The 18,667-nt window shown below is 65.4% G+C and carries 16 protein-coding genes; 7 read left to right on the top strand and 9 right to left on the bottom strand.

Translation table 11 applies throughout. The annotated features are described in order from the left end of the window. Positions 1-142: 142 nt before the first annotated feature. The 4 genes from BHE01S_RS08195 (at position 143) to ubiA (ending at position 3,525) form a co-directional block, all read left to right on the top strand. Positions 143-1,582 carry a catalase gene (locus BHE01S_RS08195; RefSeq protein WP_042262477.1) on the top strand — a complete coding sequence of 480 codons (1,440 nt, stop codon included), beginning with the start codon at positions 143-145 and terminating at the stop codon, positions 1,580-1,582. An 89-nt stretch (positions 1,583-1,671) separates the two neighbouring features. Continuing rightward, entirely contained in the window at positions 1,672-1,848 is a 177-nt protein-coding gene (locus tag BHE01S_RS37665) for a hypothetical protein (protein ID WP_157025225.1), read from the top strand. 167 nt (positions 1,849-2,015) lie between these two features. Beyond that, the gene (locus BHE01S_RS08190) at positions 2,016-2,504 is read left to right on the top strand and encodes a Dps family protein (RefSeq protein ID WP_042262475.1); all 489 of its coding nucleotides are present in this window, start codon (positions 2,016-2,018) and stop codon (positions 2,502-2,504) included. 157 nt (positions 2,505-2,661) lie between these two features. Beyond that, entirely contained in the window at positions 2,662-3,525 is an 864-nt protein-coding gene (ubiA, locus tag BHE01S_RS08185; RefSeq protein WP_042262472.1) for a 4-hydroxybenzoate octaprenyltransferase, read from the top strand. Between the two features lie 72 nt (positions 3,526-3,597). On the opposite strand, the gene proC is transcribed toward ubiA, so the two are convergent. The 6 genes from proC to BHE01S_RS08155 form a co-directional block, all read right to left on the bottom strand. Beyond that, a complete protein-coding gene (gene proC / locus BHE01S_RS08180; protein ID WP_042262471.1) occupies positions 3,598-4,413 on the bottom strand; it encodes a pyrroline-5-carboxylate reductase in 816 nt (271 codons plus the stop codon). A 24-nt stretch (positions 4,414-4,437) separates the two neighbouring features. Further along, complete coding sequence (locus BHE01S_RS08175; RefSeq protein WP_042262469.1) at positions 4,438-5,136, bottom strand: YggS family pyridoxal phosphate-dependent enzyme; 699 nt, start codon at positions 5,134-5,136, stop codon at positions 4,438-4,440. Between the two features lie 177 nt (positions 5,137-5,313). After that, entirely contained in the window at positions 5,314-6,543 is a 1,230-nt protein-coding gene (gene glcF / locus BHE01S_RS08170) for a glycolate oxidase subunit GlcF (RefSeq protein WP_042262467.1), read from the bottom strand. Positions 6,544-6,561: 18 nt separating this feature from the next. Continuing rightward, positions 6,562-7,650 carry a glycolate oxidase subunit GlcE gene (glcE, locus tag BHE01S_RS08165; protein WP_042262465.1) on the bottom strand — a complete coding sequence of 363 codons (1,089 nt, stop codon included), beginning with the start codon at positions 7,648-7,650 and terminating at the stop codon, positions 6,562-6,564. A gap of 141 nt (positions 7,651-7,791) precedes the next feature. Beyond that, positions 7,792-9,297, bottom strand: coding sequence for an FAD-linked oxidase C-terminal domain-containing protein (locus BHE01S_RS08160; RefSeq protein ID WP_042262462.1), 1,506 nt, complete (start codon positions 9,295-9,297; stop codon positions 7,792-7,794). A 28-nt stretch (positions 9,298-9,325) separates the two neighbouring features. Next, positions 9,326-10,741: an FAD-binding oxidoreductase gene (locus tag BHE01S_RS08155; protein WP_042262459.1), complete on the bottom strand. Its 1,416-nt coding sequence runs from the start codon at positions 10,739-10,741 to the stop codon at positions 9,326-9,328. A 191-nt stretch (positions 10,742-10,932) separates the two neighbouring features. On the opposite strand from BHE01S_RS08155, the gene BHE01S_RS08150 reads away from it, so the two are divergent. Both BHE01S_RS08150 and hmpA read left to right on the top strand, forming a co-directional pair. Continuing rightward, positions 10,933-11,526 carry a cob(I)yrinic acid a,c-diamide adenosyltransferase gene (locus BHE01S_RS08150; protein ID WP_042262457.1) on the top strand — a complete coding sequence of 198 codons (594 nt, stop codon included), beginning with the start codon at positions 10,933-10,935 and terminating at the stop codon, positions 11,524-11,526. 256 nt (positions 11,527-11,782) lie between these two features. After that, positions 11,783-12,985 carry an NO-inducible flavohemoprotein gene (gene hmpA / locus BHE01S_RS08145; protein ID WP_042262454.1) on the top strand — a complete coding sequence of 401 codons (1,203 nt, stop codon included), beginning with the start codon at positions 11,783-11,785 and terminating at the stop codon, positions 12,983-12,985. Between the two features lie 121 nt (positions 12,986-13,106). Here the strand turns inward: hmpA and BHE01S_RS08140 are convergent, their stop codons facing one another. The 3 genes from BHE01S_RS08140 to BHE01S_RS08130 all read right to left on the bottom strand — a co-directional run bounded on the left by BHE01S_RS08140 (position 13,107) and on the right by BHE01S_RS08130 (position 17,025). Beyond that, on the bottom strand, positions 13,107-14,111 hold the full coding sequence (locus tag BHE01S_RS08140; protein WP_042262768.1) for a GlxA family transcriptional regulator: 1,005 nt from the start codon (positions 14,109-14,111) through the stop codon (positions 13,107-13,109). 313 nt (positions 14,112-14,424) lie between these two features. Then, entirely contained in the window at positions 14,425-14,877 is a 453-nt protein-coding gene (locus tag BHE01S_RS08135; RefSeq protein WP_042262452.1) for a GDP-mannose mannosyl hydrolase, read from the bottom strand. Positions 14,878-15,069: 192 nt separating this feature from the next. After that, complete coding sequence (locus BHE01S_RS08130) at positions 15,070-17,025, bottom strand: hypothetical protein (protein WP_157025223.1); 1,956 nt, start codon at positions 17,023-17,025, stop codon at positions 15,070-15,072. 627 nt (positions 17,026-17,652) lie between these two features. Here BHE01S_RS08130 and BHE01S_RS08125 point away from each other — a divergent pair. After that, a complete protein-coding gene (locus BHE01S_RS08125) occupies positions 17,653-18,657 on the top strand; it encodes a GlxA family transcriptional regulator (protein WP_042262450.1) in 1,005 nt (334 codons plus the stop codon). The last annotated feature ends 10 nt before the right edge of the window (positions 18,658-18,667 follow it).

Here is an 18,667-nt window from a genome sequence, read left to right as displayed (position 1 = left end):
CGGCACACGCCCATTCCGGCCTTCGCACCGTGTGGTTCTCGCTGCTGGTCGACCGTGCGCTGTCGGCCTGACGGCTTCGCGCCATCCTTCGCAGATTTCACCGAATTCCAGAACCCACCCGCAAGCAAGAAAGGAATCCAGCATGACCGACCGTACTCTCACCTCGGCAGCCGGCGCACCCGTCGTCGACAACCAGAACTCGCTCACCGCCGGTCCGCGCGGCCCGGTGATGCTGCAGGACGTGTGGCTCCTCGAAAAGCTTGCGCACTTCGACCGCGAGGTGATTCCCGAGCGCCGCGTGCACGCGAAGGGTTCGGGCGCGTTCGGCACGCTCAAGGTCACGCACGACATCTCGCGCTACACGAAGGCGAAAGTGTTCGGCGAAGTCGGCAAGGAAACGCCGCTCTTCATGCGCTTCTCGACCGTGGCGGGCGAGCGCGGCGCGGCGGACGCCGAGCGCGACGTGCGCGGATTCTCGATCAAGTTCTACACGGAAGAAGGCAACTGGGACATCGTCGGCAACAACACGCCGGTGTTCTTCATTCGCGATCCGCTCAAGTTCCCGGACTTCATCCACACGCAAAAGCGCGATCCGCGTACCAACATGCGCAGTAATGTGGCGGCGTGGGACTTCTGGTCGCGCCATCCGGAGTCGCTGCATCAGGTGACGATCCTCATGAGCGATCGCGGCATTCCGAAGAACTATCGCCAGCAGCACGGTTTCGGCTCGCACACGTTCTCGTTCATCAACGCGAACAACGAGCGCTTCTATGTGAAGTTCCACTTCAAATCGGCGCAGGGCGTGGAGAACTACAGCGATGCCGAAGCCGCACAGGTGATTGCCCAGGACCGCGAATCGGCGCAGCGCGATCTCTTCGACGAGATCGAGAAGGGCAATTTCCCGAAGTGGCATTTCCGCATTCAGGTGATGCCCGAGGCCGATGCCGCGAAGGTCCCGTATCACCCGTTCGACATCACGAAGGTGTGGCCGCACAAGGACTATCCGCTGATCGACGTCGGCACGATCGAGCTGAACCGCAATCCGCAGAACTATTTCGCCGATGTCGAGCAGGCCGCCTTCACGCCGGCGAACGTGGTGCCGGGCATCGGCTTCTCGCCGGATCGCCTGTTGCAGGGTCGTTTGTTCTCGTATGGCGACACGCAGCGTTACCGCCTCGGCGTGAACCATCACCAGATTCCGGTGAACGCGCCGCGCTGCCCGTTCCACTCGTTCCATCGCGACGGCGCAATGCGCACCGACGGCAACCTGGACGGCAACGTGAACTACGAGCCGAGCCGTTTCGGCGACTTCGCGCAGCGTGCGCAAGCGGGCGAGCCGCCGCTCGCGGCCGGTCCCGTCGATCATTACGATCACCGCGAAGACGACGACTACTACAGCCAGCCGGGCGCGCTGTTCCGGTTGTTCGACGCGGGCCAGCGCGAGCGGCTTTTCGCGAACATCGCACGCCATATCAGCGGCGTGCCGACGGAGATCGTGGAGCGTCAGATCGAGCACTTCCGCCGCGCCGATGCGGCGTACGCGCAAGGCGTGATCGACGCGATCGCGAAGCTGGCAAAGTAAGGACGCGGGGCGCGGTTTGTTGTCACAACGCCGGGACAGCGAGCCGCGCCTGAAACGGGACTGCGAGGAAACACCACAGGAGCACGATCATGACCCGAACGATGACGATGACCCTCATGACGATGGGACGAGGCGAGGCCGCCGCGATGGCGCGCACGCGCGCGCAAGGCACACAGACCGTGCGACGGGTGGTGGGCTTTGCGATTGTTGCGAGCGGCTTGGTGGCGATCGCGATGCAGGGGCTCGCATACCTGGCAGGACACTGAACGAGCCGGTACGTCGCCGGGCAGTAGGGTCGGATGAGCGGGCTTCCTGATATTTCCAGGCTACACTGACGACCGATCGAGCGCCCGCGCGCCCCTGCCGGAATGCGCGCGCGTCGCAACCGGTTCGTCAAGCACGCATCGTCTCACTGCTACAGAAAGGAGTCGTCATGGCCAAAAAAGCAACCGTACAGCACGTGAATATCGGCATCAGCGACAAGGATCGCAAGAAGATCGCGGAAGGTCTCTCGCGTCTGCTCGCGGACACCTACACGCTGTATCTGAAGACGCACAACTTCCACTGGAACGTCACGGGGCCGATGTTCAACACGCTCCACCTGATGTTCGAAGGGCAGTACAACGAACTCGCACTGGCCGTGGACGCCATCGCCGAGCGTATTCGTGCGCTGGGCGTGCATGCGCCGGGCAGCTACAAGGAATTCGCGAAGCTCTCGTCGATTCCCGAGGCGGACGGCGTGCCGGCCGCGGAAGACATGATCCGCCAGCTGGTGGAAGGCCAGGAAGCCGTGGTGCGCACCGCGCGCGCGATCTTCCCGTCGACGGAAGCAGCCAACGACGAGCCGACCGCCGACCTGCTCACGCAACGCATGCAGACGCACGAAAAGACCGCGTGGATGCTGCGCTCGCTGCTGGCCTGATGCCGATGCGGCGCCATGGCGCTGCCCCGGAAGCACGACCAGCACGATGACAGGCCCGCCGGATGTCCGGCGGGCCTTTATTTTGTGCGGGAGCGGCTCGCGGCGACGGCGCGCCGCCCTGGCCTACAATAGCGCCATCGTTTTTCCCGCCCCGAACATGTTCGCCCGACTCCCGCTCTATTTGCGGCTCGTCCGTATGGACAAGCCGATTGGCAGCCTGCTGCTGCTGTGGCCGACGCTCAACGCGCTGTGGATCGCCTCGGACGGCCATCCGCCCCTCCCGCTGCTGATCATCTTCACGGTCGGCACCGTGCTGATGCGCTCGGCGGGCTGCGCGATCAACGACTATGCCGACCGCGACTTCGACCGCCACGTGAAGCGCACGGCCGAACGCCCCATCACGTCGGGCCGCATTCGCGCCTGGGAAGCGGTGGCGATTGCCGCGGGCCTCGCGCTCGTGTCGTTCCTGTTGATCCTGCCGCTCAATGCGCTTACCAGGCAGCTTTCGGTCGTGGCGCTGTTCGTGGCGGCGTCGTATCCGTTCACCAAGCGCTTTTTCGCGATTCCGCAGGCGTACCTGGGCATCGCGTTCGGCTTCGGCATTCCCATGGCATTCGCCGCGGTACAGGATCACGTGCCGGCGCTCGCGTGGATCATGCTCGTGGCAAACGTGTTCTGGTCCGTGGCCTACGACACCGAATACGCGATGGTCGATCGCGACGACGACATCAAGATCGGCATTCGTACCTCGGCGCTCACGTTCGGCCGCTTCGACGTGCTCGCGATCATGCTCTGCTATGCGGCCACGCTCGGCATTTACGTGTGGGTGGGCGTGGCGCTGGGTTTCGGCTGGCTCTACTGGCTCGGCTGGGCGGCCGCCGCGGGTTGCGCCGCTTACCACTACACGCTCATCAAGAACCGCGAACGCATGCCGTGCTTCGCCGCGTTCCGCCACAACAACTGGCTGGGCGGCGTGCTGTTCGCAGGCATTGCGGCCCATTACGCCGTCGCGGGACTCTGAGGGCAGATCGACGAAAAAAGCGCCGGGTGCACGACACACCCGGCGCTTTTTTATCTGGACGCGGCGGCAGGTTTACTGCTTGCCGAATTCTTCGCCCATTTCCTTCGCGCGTGCGTCGGCCGCGAGTGCGCCCTTGACGATGGCGGCCTTCACGCCAGAAGCATCGAACGATGCCAGCGCGGCGGCGGTCGTGCCGCCTTTGGAGGTCACGCGCTCGCGCAGCACGGCGGGCGGCTCGTCCGATTGCAGCGCGAGTTGCGCCGCGCCCGCGAACGTGGCGATGGCGAGCGCGCGGCCTTGCTGCTCGTCCATGCCGAGCTGGCGCGCCGCTTCTTCGAGCGCTTCGATGAAGTAGAACACGTAGGCCGGGCCGCTGCCCGAGATGCCCGTGACCGCGTCGATCTTCGCTTCGTCGTCGAACCAGACCGTTTGGCCGACGGCGCCGAGCACATCCGAGGCGAGCTGGCGGCCCGCGTTGTCCACGCTCCTGCTCGCGACGAGGCCGGTGGCGCCCATGCCGATCAGCGCGGGCGTGTTCGGCATCGTGCGCACGACGCGCGCGTGGCCGTTCAGCCAGCGCGAGAGGTCGTCGATGCGAATACCGGCCATGATGCTGATGACGACCTGATTGGCGCCCAGGTGCGGGGCGATGCCTTCGGCCACAGCCTTGGCGATTTGCGGCTTCACTGCGATCAGAACCGCGTCGTACGAAGCGAGCGCGTCGTCCGCGGCGGCGCCGGTGCGCACGCCGAACTGCTCCGCGCTGCGCTTGCGGGCGTCCTCGTTCGGATCGATCGCGTAGAGGTTGCTGGCCGGAACGCCCTTGCGGATCAGGCCACCGATGAGTGCGGAGGCCATGTTGCCGCCGCCGATGAAGGCAATTTTCATGATGATATGGAATCGTTCAGTGAATCAATGAGCGTAGTTGCGCGCGCCGAAAATGGCGGTGCCGACGCGCACGATCGTCGCGCCTTCGAGCACCGCGGCTTCGAGGTCGGCCGACATGCCCATGGAGAGCGTGTCGAGCGCGAGGCCATCTGCGCGTAGTGCTTCGAACAGCTCGCGCAGCTGGCGGTGCGGCGCGCGTTGCGCCTCGAGCGAAGTTTCCGGCTCGGGAATCGACATGAGCCCGCGCAGGCGCAGGTTGGGCAGGGCGGCGATCTGGCGCGCGACCTGCTGCGCTTCTTGTGGAGCGACGCCGCTCTTGCTGGCTTCGCCGCTCACGTTGACCTGCAGGCAGACATTGAGCGGCGCCATGCCGGCGGGACGTTGCGCCGAAAGGCGTTCGGCAATCTTCAGACGATCGACCGAATGGACCCAGTCGAAACGCTCGGCTACGGGGCGTGTCTTGTTCGATTGGAGCGGCCCGATGAAATGCCATTCGATGCTCGCGCGCAAGTCGGCGAGCGCTTCGATCTTGTCGACGGATTCCTGCACGTAGTTTTCGCCGAACGCGCGCTGGCCGGCAGCGTGAGCGGCGCGCACGTCCTGCGCGGGAAACGTTTTCGAAACCGCGAGCAGCTCCACGCTCCGCGGGTCGCGGCCGGCGTTGCGGGCAGCGGCCGCGATGCGCTCGCGGACAGCTTCGAGATTGCGGGAAAGATCGGTCATCGGGCATGAAGGCCGGCACGTGAAAGGACGCGCCGCCTTTTGGGATCCAGAACGAACAGAACGACGGCCATTATACGGACTGCGCACGGCGCGAAATACTGGCCAGAAAGGCTATACCGATTGGCTGAATGTTGGCGCGTCGCGCATCCGGTTACGCTGGTCCCGTTCCCAATGGGCTCAATTCGTTGCCAGCATATGTTCGACCAGCTCGATCCAGTGCGTGACCGGAATCGCCGTGCCGCTTTGCAGGTGCGTGATGCAGCCTATGTTGGCGGAGACGATCAATTGCGGCTCCAGCGCCTGCAGCCGGTCCACTTTCTGGTTGCGCAGCGTGTAGGAAAGGCGCGGCTGCGTGATCGAATACGTGCCTGCGGAGCCGCAGCAAAGATGGCTGTCGGCGGGCAGCCGCACGTCGAGTCCGAGCGCGGTGAGGAGCCTTTCCACACCGCCGCGCAACTGCTGGCCATGCTGCAGCGTGCAGGGCGGATGCCAGGCCACCGTCTTGATGCTGCGGCGCCTCGTCGTGGCCACGAGCTGTTCCTCGAATGCGGGCAGCAGCTCCGAAAGATCGCGTGTGAGCTCGACCACGCGGCGCGCTTTTTCCACATAGGCCGGATCGTCGCGCAGCAGGTGCGCGTATTCCTTTACCGTCGCGCCGCAGCCCGAGGCGTTCATCACGATCGCTTCCACGCCTTGCTCTATGTAGGGCCACCAGGCGTCGATGTTCGCGCGTGCGTCGTCGAGCGCGTCGTCGGCGTAGCCCATATGCAGGCGGATCGCGCCGCAGCAGCCCGCTTGCGGCGCGACGATCGTTTCGATGCCGAGCGCGTCCAGCACGCGCGCGGTCGCGATGTTGATGTTGGGCATCATCGAGGGCTGCACGCAGCCTTGCAGCATCAGCATCTTGCGCGCGTGCCTGGCCGCGGGCCACGCGAGCAGGCGCTGGCGCACAGGCACCTTGTCGCGCAGGCGCCTCGGCAGAAGCGGCCGCACCTGCTGGCCGAGGCGCATGGCCGGTGTGAAGAGGGCGCGGCGCGGCAGCAGGCCCGCGAGCAGGCGGCGCATGACGCGCTGGCGCAGCGGACGCTTCACCATTTGTTCGGCATGCTTGCGGCCCACTTCCACGAGGCGCCCGTACTGCACGCCGGAAGGGCAGGTGGTCTCGCAACTGCGGCACGTGAGGCAGCGGTCGAGGTGCGTGAGCGTGCTCTTCGTGACCGGCGCGCCTTCCACCATCTGCTTCATCAGATAGATGCGCCCGCGCGGGCCGTCCAGCTCGTCGCCGAGCAACTGATAGGTCGGGCAGGTCGCGGTGCAGAAGCCGCAATGCACGCACTTGCGCAGGATCGCGTCGGCTTCGTCGCCGTCGGGGGTGTTGCGTATGAATTCCGCGAGGTTCGTCTGCATCGCCGCGTGTGGGTGTCGTCAGAAGTCGGAATACAGCCGGCCGCGATTGAAGATGCGGGCCGGGTCGAAGGCGGCCTTCAGGCCGCGATGGATCTTCATGAGCGGCGCCGGCAAAGGCGTGAACACGCCCGCGCTGCGGTCGTAGTCGCGCCCCGTGCGGAACATCGTCGCGTGACCGCCGGCCTGTTTCGCGCTGATGCGCACCGTCTGCGCGTCGGTTTCCGTGATCCACCAGCGCTGCGCGCCGCCCCACTCCATGAGTTGCGCGCCCGGCAGTTGCAGGGGCTCCGCGATCGAGGGCAGCGCGAGCCGCCACAGCGCCGCGTTGGGCGCAATGGACGCGAAGAACGGATCGGTCTGCTCGCGCAGGCCCGCCCAGAAGCGTTCGGCCTCTACCGCATCCACCACTTCGCCGCCCAGGCTCGCGCGGGCTGTCTTCACCGCGGCTTCCGCGCCCGCGAGGCGTACCGCGAGCGTGCCGTTGCGCCAGGCGCTCGCCGTTATCGGCAGCGGGCGGCCGCCCCATTCGTTGAGCTTGCGCACGGCGTCGGTGCCGTTCATGTCGAATTTGAGCGTGGTTTCCGCTTGCGGCGCCGGCAGCACCTTCACCGAAAGCTCCAGCAGCAGGCCGAGCGTGCCGAGCGAGCCCGCCATGAGCCGCGAGACGTCGTAGCCCGCCACGTTTTTCACGACCTGGCCGCCGAAATGCAGCACCTCGCCGTGGCCGTTCATGAGCACCGCGCCCAGCACGAAGTCGCGCGGTGCGCCCGCGCTCGCCCGCCGCGGCCCGGCAATGCCTGCGGCGATGCAGCCGCCCAGGGTGGCCTGCGCGCCGAAGTGCGGCGGCTCGAAGGCGAGCATCTGGCCGTGGGCCGCGAGCGCCGTTTCGATCTCCGCAAGCGGTGTGCCGGCGCGCGCCGTGATCACCAGTTCCGCCGGGTCGTAAGCGATGATGCCGCGGTGCGCGCGCGTGTCGAGAATCTCGCCTTCGAGCGCCTGGCCATACCAGTCCTTGGTGCCCCCGCCGCGAATGCGCAGCGCCCGCCCATCGGCGCTCGCCGCCCGGATGCGTTCGGACCAGTCCGAGACGATGTCGTCCTCTTCCATGTCGTGATGGTCGCGCTTGTTCGTTATATGGTTCGTTCGATTGTACTGGGCGAACCTCGCCTGACAACCCGGAGCGGACCCTCATTCGGGTCACGTGATATGTATAGACGGCGCGGGGCCCGGTGCGTGTTTGCGCGTCCGTCAGAAGCGCGGCAACTCGGGGTGCGGCAGCAGATTCCCGCGCACGTGCATGCGCCCGTACTCCGCGCAGCGCGCCCGCGTGGGGATACCCTTGTCGGGGTTGAGGAGCCTCGCCGGATCGAACGCGTGTTTCACCGCATGAAACGCGTCGCGCTCCTGCGGCGAGAACTGCACGCACATCGAATTGATCTTCTCGATGCCCACGCCGTGCTCGCCCGTCACGGTGCCACCCAGTTCCACGCAGGTTTCGAGAATGTCCGAGCCAAAGGCTTCTGCGCGGTGCCATTCGTCGAGGTCGTTGCCGTTGAAGAGAATGAGCGGGTGCATGTTGCCGTCGCCGGCATGGAAGACGTTGATACAGCGCAGTCCATACTGCTTTTCCATTTCGTGGATGCGCGCGAGCAGCGGCCCGATCGCGCGGCGCGGCACAGTGCCGTCCATGCAATAGTAATCGGGCGAGATGCGGCCCGCCGCCGGAAACGCATTCTTGCGGCCCGACCAGAAGCGCAGGCGTTCTTCCTCGGTGCGCGAGATCTGGATGCGCGTGGCGCCGTGCTCGCGCAGCACCGTGGTCGTGCGCGCGATCTCGTCGGCGACTTCCTCGGGCGTGCCGTCCGCTTCGCACAGCAGGATCGCGGCGGCGTCAAGGTCGTAGCCCGCGTTGACGAACTCCTCTACGGCGCGCGTGGCCGGCTTGTCCATCATTTCCAGGCCCGCCGGAATGATGCCCGAGGCGATGATGCCCGCCACGGCGTCGCCCCCTTTCACGACGTCGTCGAAGCTCGCCATGATGACCTGCGCGGTTTGCGGGCGCGGAATCAGCTTGACGGTCACTTCGGTCACGATGGCGAACATGCCTTCGCTGCCGATCATCACCGCGAGCAGGTCGAGGCCCGGCGCATCGGGCGCGAGCGAGCCGAATTCGACGATCTCGCCGTCCATCGTCACGGCGCGCACGCGCAGCACGTTGTGCACCGTGAGGCCGTACTTGAGGCAATGGACGCCGCCCGAGTTCTCCGAAACGTTGCCGCCTATCGTGCAGGCGATCTGCGACGAAGGGTCCGGCGCGTAGTAAAGGCCAAAGGGCGCCGCCGCTTCGGAAACGGCCAGATTGCGCACGCCGGGCTGCACGGTGGCCGTGCGCGCGTAGGGATCGACTTCGAGAATGCGCCTGAAGCGCGCGAGCGAAAGCACAATGCCGTGCCGGATCGGCATGGCGCCGCCCGAGAGCCCGGTGCCCGCGCCGCGCGGCACGACCGGCACGTCGAGGCGCCGGCAGATCTGCACGATGCGTTGCACCTGCGACTCGGTCTCCGGCAGCGCCACGGCGAGCGGCAGCCGCCGGTAGGCGGCAAGGCCGTCGCACTCGTAAGCGACCGTGTCCTCCTCTCGATGCAGCAGGCAATGCGCCGGCAGCACGGCCATCAACGCCTGGACTACCTCGCGCTGGCGCTGCGCGAGCGCTTCCGGGCTCAGCTCGGGCAAGTTCGCCTCGGGTGCGTTCATGTCTCCTCCCGTCTGTTGCGCGTGTCGGTTACGCCGCCCAGCTGAAGATCTTGCCCGGATTCATCAGGTTGTGCGGATCGAGTGCGTGCTTGACCGCGCGCATTGTGTCGATGGTGTCCGCGCCGTGCTCTTCGACGAGGAAATCCATCTTGTGCAGGCCGACGCCGTGCTCGCCCGTGCAGGTGCCGTCCATCGCGATCGCGCGTTGCACGATGCGGCGATTCAGGCGCTCGGCCTCGTCGATTTCCTCGGGCTTGTCCGGGTCGATCAGGATCGCCACGTGGAAGTTGCCGTCGCCCACGTGGCCGACGATCGGGCAGGGCAGCGGCGAGGCCTTGAGATCGGTTTCCGTCTCGATTACGCATTCGGCGAGGCGCGAGATCGGCACGCACACGTCGGTCGTCACGGCACGGCAGCCGGGCTTGAGCTGCAGCATCGCGAAATAGGCGTTGTGGCGTGCGTTCCACAGGCGGCTGCGGTCCTCGGGGCGCGTGGCCCACTCGAAGCCTTCGCCACCGTGCTGCGCAGCCAGCTCCTGCACGAGCTGCGCCTGCTCCGCGACGCCCGCCTCAGTGCCGTGAAATTCGAAGAAGAGCGTGTGCTTTTCGCGCAGCGTGAGGTTCGAATGCTTGTTGATCGCGCGCACCGCAAGCGAGTCGATGAATTCCACGCGCGCAATCGGCACGCCGATCTGGATCGTCTCGATCACCGTGCGCACGGCCTCCGCCATCGAAGGGAATGCGCACACCGCCGCCGAAACTGCCTCGGGCTGCGGGTAGAGCCGCACTGTGATTTCGGTGATCACGCCGAGCGTGCCTTCCGAGCCGACGAAAAGGCGCGTGAGATCGTAGCCCGCCGACGACTTGCGCGCGCGCGTGCCGGTTTTGACGACGCGACCGTCGGCGAGCACGGCGCTCAGGCCGAGCACGTTCTCGCGCATCGTGCCGTAGCGCACGGCGTTGGTGCCTGAAGCGCGCGTGGCCGTCATGCCGCCGATGCTCGCATCGGCGCCCGGGTCGATCGGGAAGAACAGACCCGTATCGCGCAGCGCTTCGTTGAGCTGCTTGCGCGAGATGCCAGGCTCGACGGTCACGGTGAGATCCTCGGCGTTGATCGAGAGCACGCGGTTCATCTGCGAAAGGTCGATCGACACGCCGCCCTGCACGGCCAGCAAGTGACCTTCGAGCGACGAACCATTGCCGTAGGGAATGATCGGCACGCCATGACGGGCGCACAGCTTGACGATGGTCTGGATATCCCCGGTGCTCTGCGCGAACACCACGGCGTCGGGCAGTTGCGGGTCGAAGGGCGATTCGTCACGGCCGTGATGGGCGCGTACGGCTTCGGAGGTGGAGACGCGTTCGCCGAACGCGCTGCGCAGCTGATCGATGAGTTCGGTGGGGAACGGGCGGCGTCCGAGGGCCGGCGGCGCAGGATGATTCACGCGGTGTCTCCTTCGTATGGGTACGACTTCTGGTGCGGACCATTTTACGCTGAACGTCTGCGCCGCAGAGCCGCGCCCCTTATGCTGCAGTGCACGAAACCTATAATGGCCGGTGGCCTTGGGCACCCTGGACCGCGCCGGGCGCGCGTGATGCGCGACCTGTGCAAATTTTCATCTGCGGAGAGCACAACATGGGCAATCGCCTGAGCAGGATTGCAACGCGCACCGGCGACGACGGTTCGACCGGACTCGGCGACGGTAGCCGCGTGCGCAAGGACGACGCGCGCATCGCCGCGATCGGCGATGTCGACGAGCTGAACTCGCAGATCGGCGTGTTGCTGTGCGAAACGCTCCCCGGCGACGTGCGCGAGGCGCTCGTCGCCATCCAGCACGACCTGTTCGATCTGGGCGGCGAGCTGTGCATACCTGGCCACACGCTCGTGACCGACGAGCACCTCGCGCGGCTCGACGGCTGGCTCGCGCATTACAACGCCACCCTGCCGCCGCTCAGGGAATTCATTCTCCCGGGCGGCTCGCGGGCGGCGGCGCTCGCGCACGTGTGCCGCACCGTATGCCGGCGCGCCGAACGCGCGGTGGTCACGCTGGGCGCCTCGGCGAACTCAGGCCCCCCGCTCGCGGATACGCCGCGCCGCTACGTCAACCGGCTCTCCGACCTGCTATTCGTGCTCGCGCGCGTGCTCAACCGGGCCGCGGGCGGCAGCGACGTGCTCTGGCGGCACGACCGGGGCGCGGGCAAGGGGGCGGGCGAAGGGGAGAGCGCGTAAGGGGAAAAGGGCGCGAACGAACGCCGCGCCGGCCCGCCAATGGGCGCTCCACCGTAGCGTCCGGTTGCGCTGCAATCGTCTGCACAAGACTGTTTACCGCATCGCAAAAGCGCCGCCGGGGCGCGCTCCATGGCCGTCAGCTGCGCGTTCACGGCCGGCACCATCAGGAAATTGCTGGGGTGCGACAAAATGTCTGAGTCGGGCTGTCACATTAAAGATGTATCTTTTGTGCATCTTTACCACGGAGAAGCCGTAAATGACTGCGCTCACCGCCGACCAGATGGCCCGCGTGAAGGCCACTGCGCCCGTTTTCGCCGAGCACGGCGCCACGATCACCAAGCATTTCTACAAGCGGATGTTCGCCGCGCACCCCGAGCTCAAGAACATCTTTAACCAGACGCATCAGCAAAGCGGCAGCCAGCCCGAAACGCTCGCCCGCGCGGTGTACGCCTATGCGGCGAACATCGACAATCTGGGCGCGCTCGGCGGCGCGGTCACACATATCGCGCACAAGCACGCGAGCCTGAACATCCGACCGGAGCACTATCCGATCGTCGGCAGGCATCTGCTCGGCGCAGTCGTGGACGTGCTCGGCGACGCTGTGGACCAGCCCACGCTCGACGCCTGGGCCGTGGCCTACGAGCAGCTCGCGAACATCATGATCGGCACCGAGGCGAAGCTGTACGAGGGCGCTTCGTGGAGCGGTTTCCGTCCGTTCAGGGTGATGCGCAAGCAAGTGGAAAGCGACGAGATCACCTCGTTCTATCTCGCGCCGGCCGACGGTGCATCCGCAGGCGGCTTCGAGCCGGGCCAGTACGTGAGCGTGACGCGCTTCGTCGACAAGCTCGGTGTGGACCAGCCGCGTCAGTACAGCCTCTCCGACGCGCCCCACGGCAAGTGGCTGCGCATTTCGGTGAAGCGGGAGGCCGGCCGCGGCGACGCGCAGCCGGGCCACGTGTCGAACATCATGCACGACGGCGTGGAAGAGGGCGCGGTGGTGCACGTGAGCGCGCCGATGGGCGAGTTCACGCTCGATCGCAAGAAGACATCACCGGTCGTGCTGATGAGCGGCGGCGTGGGCATCACGCCGATGAAGTCGATGCTCTCCACGCTGATCGCCGCGCGCAGCGAGCGCAAGGTGACCTTCGTGCATGCGTGCCGCAACGCGAAGGTGCACGCATTCCGCGACTTTCTGCGTCACGCGGTCTCCGAGTACCCGAACGTGAAGCGCGCGGTGTTCTACGATGAGGTCGGCGCCAGCGACCGTCAGGGCGTGGACTACGACTTCGAAGGGCGCATCGATATCGGCCGCATTGAAGCCGATGTGCTGCTGCCCGACGCCGACTACTACCTGTGCGGCCCCGTGGCGTTCATGCGCGAACAGCGCGAGGCGCTCGCTGCTCGCGGCGTCGATGCTTCGCGCATCCACACGGAGATCTTCGGCTCCGGCATGCTGTAACGCTGCACGCATGGCGTGCCGGCATGACTCGCTGAGCATACCGAACGAAAAAGACGCCGCGCGAAAGCGCAGCGTCTTTTTCGTATGCAGCAGTAAAACATGTATCGAATTGCGACCGGCATCACTCGCTCGAAGCCCGCCGGTTCACCGCGCGATATCCCGATGGCGATATCGAAAGCCTGCGCCGGAAGATCCGCGCAAGACGCTCGCCGCGCGGCACGCCGCAACGTTGCGCGATTTCGTCGATGGGAAGATTGGTCTGCGCGAGCAGGAGGCAACTGGCATCGAGCCGGGTGCGCAGCAAATACTCGGACGGCGTGAGGCCCGTTTGCGTCTTGAAGTGGCGCAGGAAGTTTCGCATGCTCATCTGGGCGACGCGCGCCGCATCGGCCACCGAGATCGGCTGATGATAGTTCTCGCGCAGCCAGTGCGCGGCCGAGCTGATCTTGCCGTTCGCGCTATCCGCCTCGCCATCGTCGAGCATGGGGCCGAGCCGCTCCCACGAGCCCGGCATCGAGTCCTCGGAAACCCGCTGCGCAAGCGCCACGCCATGATTGCGCTTGACCACCTTGAGCGCGGCGACGAGCGCCTCGGAAGGCGTCACGACCGAAGCGCCGGCGTTGCGCGCTTCCAGTGCCCGGCGCAGCCGCTGTGCCGAGCTTGCCGTATTGCCGCCCGTGCGCAGGAAGGGGACATCGGCGGCCGCGAGTACGGTGCGTCCCTCGCCGAGTGCGCGAATGATGCGCACTTTCGGTGCGAGCATCTGCAAGCGCGTGATGAGGCGCGCGTTGTCGCGCGCCTGAATCGCACCGGGGCCGCCGGCGATGAACAGGGTGTCGAAGCCGCTGCGCAGCGGGCCATGCAGGCTCTCGGACCACACCCGCAGGCCGCAGCCGCTGGCCACGTTGCCGCCAGGCTCGGAAAGCATGACGATCGAATAAGCAGGAAGCGTGTCGGCGCAGGCATCGTTCGCGAGACGGAACACATCGGCGAGCAAGGTCACATCCCCGAGCGGGAAGCCCTCGAAAACCAGGATGCCTATGCGTTTGGCCACGTGTCCGAACTTCAAGTGAGCGCCGCGAGGCTGGAAAGCGGCTTGCCGGCAGACCACCCTGTCGATGTGCATGGCCGGTTCCTCGCGCAGAAAGGATTCGCAGGAGTACGTTGCGTTTTTGCGCCGCGTGCCCTCGCCCGGCTGCGTTGGGCTGTTACATGCGGTCACATCACGCTCTCGGGATTCATGATAGGCCGGTGGGCCGCCCGCGCACGGCGCAGTCTGAAAATGCCGAGAAGTTGGCAGAATGGCTCGGTATGCACTGGCAGGCCGGCTCTGCCTCGACCAAGCGTTGCACCCTCGGGTTTCGTGCGGCGCGCGCACGCGCTCGACGAAGGCCGCGCGAGCAATCCACGATGCCCGAGTGTCTGTCGCCGGGGCATTTTCAGCAGAAATATTGTTTCGAATTCTTGTGCACGTCTTCGCGCATGAGCAGTTCCTCGGGCCACAGCCACGCATACTGGCTGTGCTGATCGAAGCGTCCGACAGGCACCGTGCTGTCCAGCATGAACGCATACGCAAGCACAACGTAATGTGTGCCGATGCCGTTTTCCGCCGCGAAGTTGTCCGGATAGTGATGCTCGTAGACGCCGACGAAGCGTGCAGCCGAGCGCTGCATGCCCGCAATGCCGAGCTCTGTTTCGACGATGCGCGTGAAGGCGGCGTCGAGCCATTCGTCCTTGTGGATGCGCCCGCCGGGCACGAACCATTTGCCGCGCGCCGGGCGATTGCGTCGCTCGCCCACAAGCACGCGGCCGTCGGCGTCGGCGACGATCAGGTCGATCCCGACAAGCGGTGCGAGCCGCACCACCTCGAGGAATTCGGTAGGCGACAGCATGGACGAGCGGATCCGTGGGGTGTCGGTCGTGTCGATATGATTGTCTCGAGCGCAGACGTTGCGCGCGCGGCGCATGACAATCAAGCGTCGCATTCATCAGCAGTCTAGGCGGGTCAATATCGCGTTGCACTGTCCAGAGCCGCCTAAGTCTCGCCATCGTGGGCCAAGATGCGGGTCGCGTCGCCCGTGCGATCAGGGCTTCGGCGCGACGTAGCCCGCGGGCGTGACGGCATTCGATCTGGCGACCTCGGCGTTGTCCGACACCACATAGACGGGCGACTCGGTCAGGCGCAGCGGAAGCATGCCGTCGTTGTAAGTCATGATGGTCGGGTTGCCCATCATGTCGAACACACTAACCTGACCCGCGCGCCCACGTGCGTCCACCTGAAGCGTGTAGTTCGCTGCGCGCGTGGCGTCGAACCCCGCCTTCGCGCTCCAGCGCGCGTTGTCGTGGCTCCACAACGCCGTGATCACCTTGCCGCCGCCCGGACGCGCGAACGCGTAAGCGTAGACACCCGCGGGCGTGCCGCGCAGCGGCCCGAGTGTATACGTACCGTCGATCAGCCGGGTCATGGTCGCGACCGCAAGCGCGGCCGGTTTCGGACTGATGTTCGAAGCGCCGTACATGCCCTTCGGATGCTCGAGTTCGAAGAACACGCCGTAGCCTGGCGTCGTCTCCGGCATGTCCGCGCCATAGAAGATGAACGTCGTGTCCGCGCCTTCGCCGAGCAGGATCAGATGCGCACGCGCGACGACCGCGCCCTGCGCGTAGAGCGTTTGCGCATCAGGATAGTCGGGCGCGTAGTTCGTACCGATGTCGTAACTAATACCCGTTTCGGTCACGAAGAGCGGGGCGCCCGGCTTGAGCACGTCGCGCATCGTCGCGCGCAGCCCGCGCATGGCTTCGGGCAGCGAAAGCGTGCCTTTTTCGGGCGCGCCGTACAGCCGCTCCGGCGGATGCGAAGGGCTCGTGCCGAAATCGTAGTAGCCGTGGATCGTCACGCCATCGAGATATTTAGCAATGCCAAGCGGGGCGAACTTCTTGAGCCACTCCGTGTTTTCCTGCACGCCTGCATAGGTCGGGCCCATCACGATCGCCGAGGGGTCGGTCGAATGTATGCCCTCGTGGACGGTCTTGTAGAGATCGACGAAATGCGCGTCCGTGTCTTTCCACGGCAACCCGCCGTCTTTGTCGGGCTCCCACGTGACCTGATAGTAGTTGTGCGCCTGGCGCGGGAAGACGCGAGCCCGGATGCGCGCAGACTCCGTGCCTACGCGCGACATGTAATCGCGCAACTGGGCCAGTGACGAAGGCACGTAGCTGTGGGTTTCCTGGCCGTTCGGGCTCGCCCACCCGGGAAAGCCGTCGAGCGTGATCAGCCGCATGATGTCGCCGGGCTTGAACTGGAGTTCGAGCTGGGAGCCGGCGGCGTCGAACGTATTCGGACCTTTGGGCTCCATGACGTACCAGCCCCGCTTGTCGTTGGCCCAGGCCAGACCGAGGTCGGTATAGAGCGGACGCAGGCCGTCGCCGCCGCAGCAGTGCTGTCCGGGCGCGATATATGCTGAGCCTTGTCCACCGAAGCGGTGCAGGTCCTGGCGCGCGAAGGTGGGTGCGGGAAGTGCTGCGCTGACGTCGGGCAGCACGCCGAACGTGGTGATCCCGGCCGGCCGGGTGCCACGCTGAGGCAAACCCGTTGAGGGCTGCGAAGCCAGCGACGCCGAAAACGCGAAGTAGCCCGCCAGCGGGAGCGTGCAGGTGAGCGACGTGACGCGCGGGCCGGCCGCCACCGTGAAGTTGCCGCTTGCCTGAGGGCGGCTCCAGGTATCCGTGATCTGCCACTGCACCTTGTCGTCGCGCGTCGCGCGCGTGGTCACGTCGATACGTACGCTCTTGCCGCGGGCAAAGAGACGTGTTCCGTCACTGCCGGGGGTATCGGCGGAGATGGGATCGTCGCCTGCGTCTGTCGCCGCGCGGCCGGCGGCGCTCCTGCAAACGGGCGCGTCGGCGGCGCGGCAACTCATCACCGGGAGCAGCACGCCGGCAACGCCGAGCAGGAGCGCTGCGGCCGGCAACCATGAAAAAGCGCGCGAACCCCGCGCGGCAGGAGTCATAAGTGCGGAGGCAAGGGCTGGGCGCAATCTCATTGGCAGGTTCCTCACGGCATGAAAGGGTAAGCCTAGTTGTTCGGGCAAGTCGTCTGACGCCAGCCTCCAGGCTTTTCGCGCAATTTCTCCCGGGAGCGCCGCGCGAGAGTTGTGCAGTGCTCGCGGAGCCCGATCATATAAAGCGGCTTTTTGTGAATTTTTTTATTGTGCAGCGCAAACAGGATTTAAGGGGTTTAAAATGCGCATCGGATGCTCGAATTCGGAACCCAAAGGCTTCTTAAACATCATTTAATCAGACGAATCGACCTGGAGTCTTTTATTGCCGATTCGCTTCCATCCCATGCATCTGCATTGATCGGAAGGCATCGAATGATTTTGTCGTAACAAAGGCGTATATACCTGCCTGTGCCGATTATCAGGCACTTTTGGCCAATTCGATGTAATCGAACCAATTGCCTTTCACGCAGTTTGCTTTTTGTCATTTGACGTGGCGCCCACCTTCTAATCGGTCCTCGACCGGACTAAATGCGCCAATGTCTCGCCAGTTTCGGTCAGTCATCGTTGCGGGAATTTTTCTCTGCCTATGATGCACTGCACATGGAATGCTATCGAAATGCTATTACCGGGACTTTTCGCTTGGTACGGGGGATTGTTTAGGGGAAAAGCATGGCGTACGCAAGTCTGGATTTGCCGTTGTTCAGTCGCCCGCATCTCGTGACCGCGGGCATCAGTCGAGAGGTGCGTCACATCGCAATTCTGCTGTTCGACGGTTGTTCGCTCCTCGGCGCCGGTATCGTGGCGGAAGTGTTTCATGTAGCGAACGAACTCTCGACAGACACCGCTCGCAGCTCACCTTACGACGTAAGCATTCTTTCGGCCGATGGCGGCAACGTGACGTGCTCGTCGTCCGTACGGGTCTGGACGGATGGACTCGATGCACGCCACTACGTCGGTTTCGACGCGCTGTTCGTGGCGGGTGGAAAGGGCGCCTTCGCGGCCGCCAACGACGAGCGTCTCGTCGCGTGGCTGCGTCGCGTGCATGCGAATACCGGCACGATTCGTCCGATTGGTGAAGGCCGTTCATTGCTCGAAGCCGCGAGTCTGTGCGGCCAGCGCACGCAACACGAGTTCGGCTCGTATGCGATGCAAACGGGACGCGAGGAAGCGGGCGGCGACGCCGGCGACCGGCTCGAATCGATGAAAAGCGCGCTCACGCTCGTCAAGCGCGACCTGGGCGTGGATGTTGCGCGCGCCGTGACTGAGCGGCTCATGCCCGATTCGGGCGGCAACCTGTTGCCGTTTCTAGGCGATGCGCTCGGCAGCGCACCGGCTGACAAAGTGCGTGCAGCCGCGCGTTGGCTGCAGGAAAACTGTCAGCGGGCCATTTCGATAGCGGACGCAGCGCAGGTCGCCGCGATGAGCGAGCGTAATTTTCTGCGCCGCTTCAAGCTGGAAATGGGCATTACGCCATCCGATTACTTACTGCATGCGCGCCTCGCGATCACCTGCAGCCTGCTCACCGATTCGGAATTGCCGGTCGACAAGATCGCGCGCCGCACCGGCATGGGCAACGGCGACCGCCTCGCCAAGATCTTTCGCAAGCGCATGATGATTTCGCCCACCGAATATCGTGAGCAAAGCCGCCGCGAGGCCGGCGTCGCTGTCACGTAACGCCGCGGTA

It is taken from the genome of Paraburkholderia heleia NBRC 101817 (assembly GCF_000739775.1).
Taxonomy (GTDB): domain Bacteria; phylum Pseudomonadota; class Gammaproteobacteria; order Burkholderiales; family Burkholderiaceae; genus Paraburkholderia; species Paraburkholderia heleia.
This window is presented reverse-complemented; position numbering and strand designations above follow the sequence as displayed.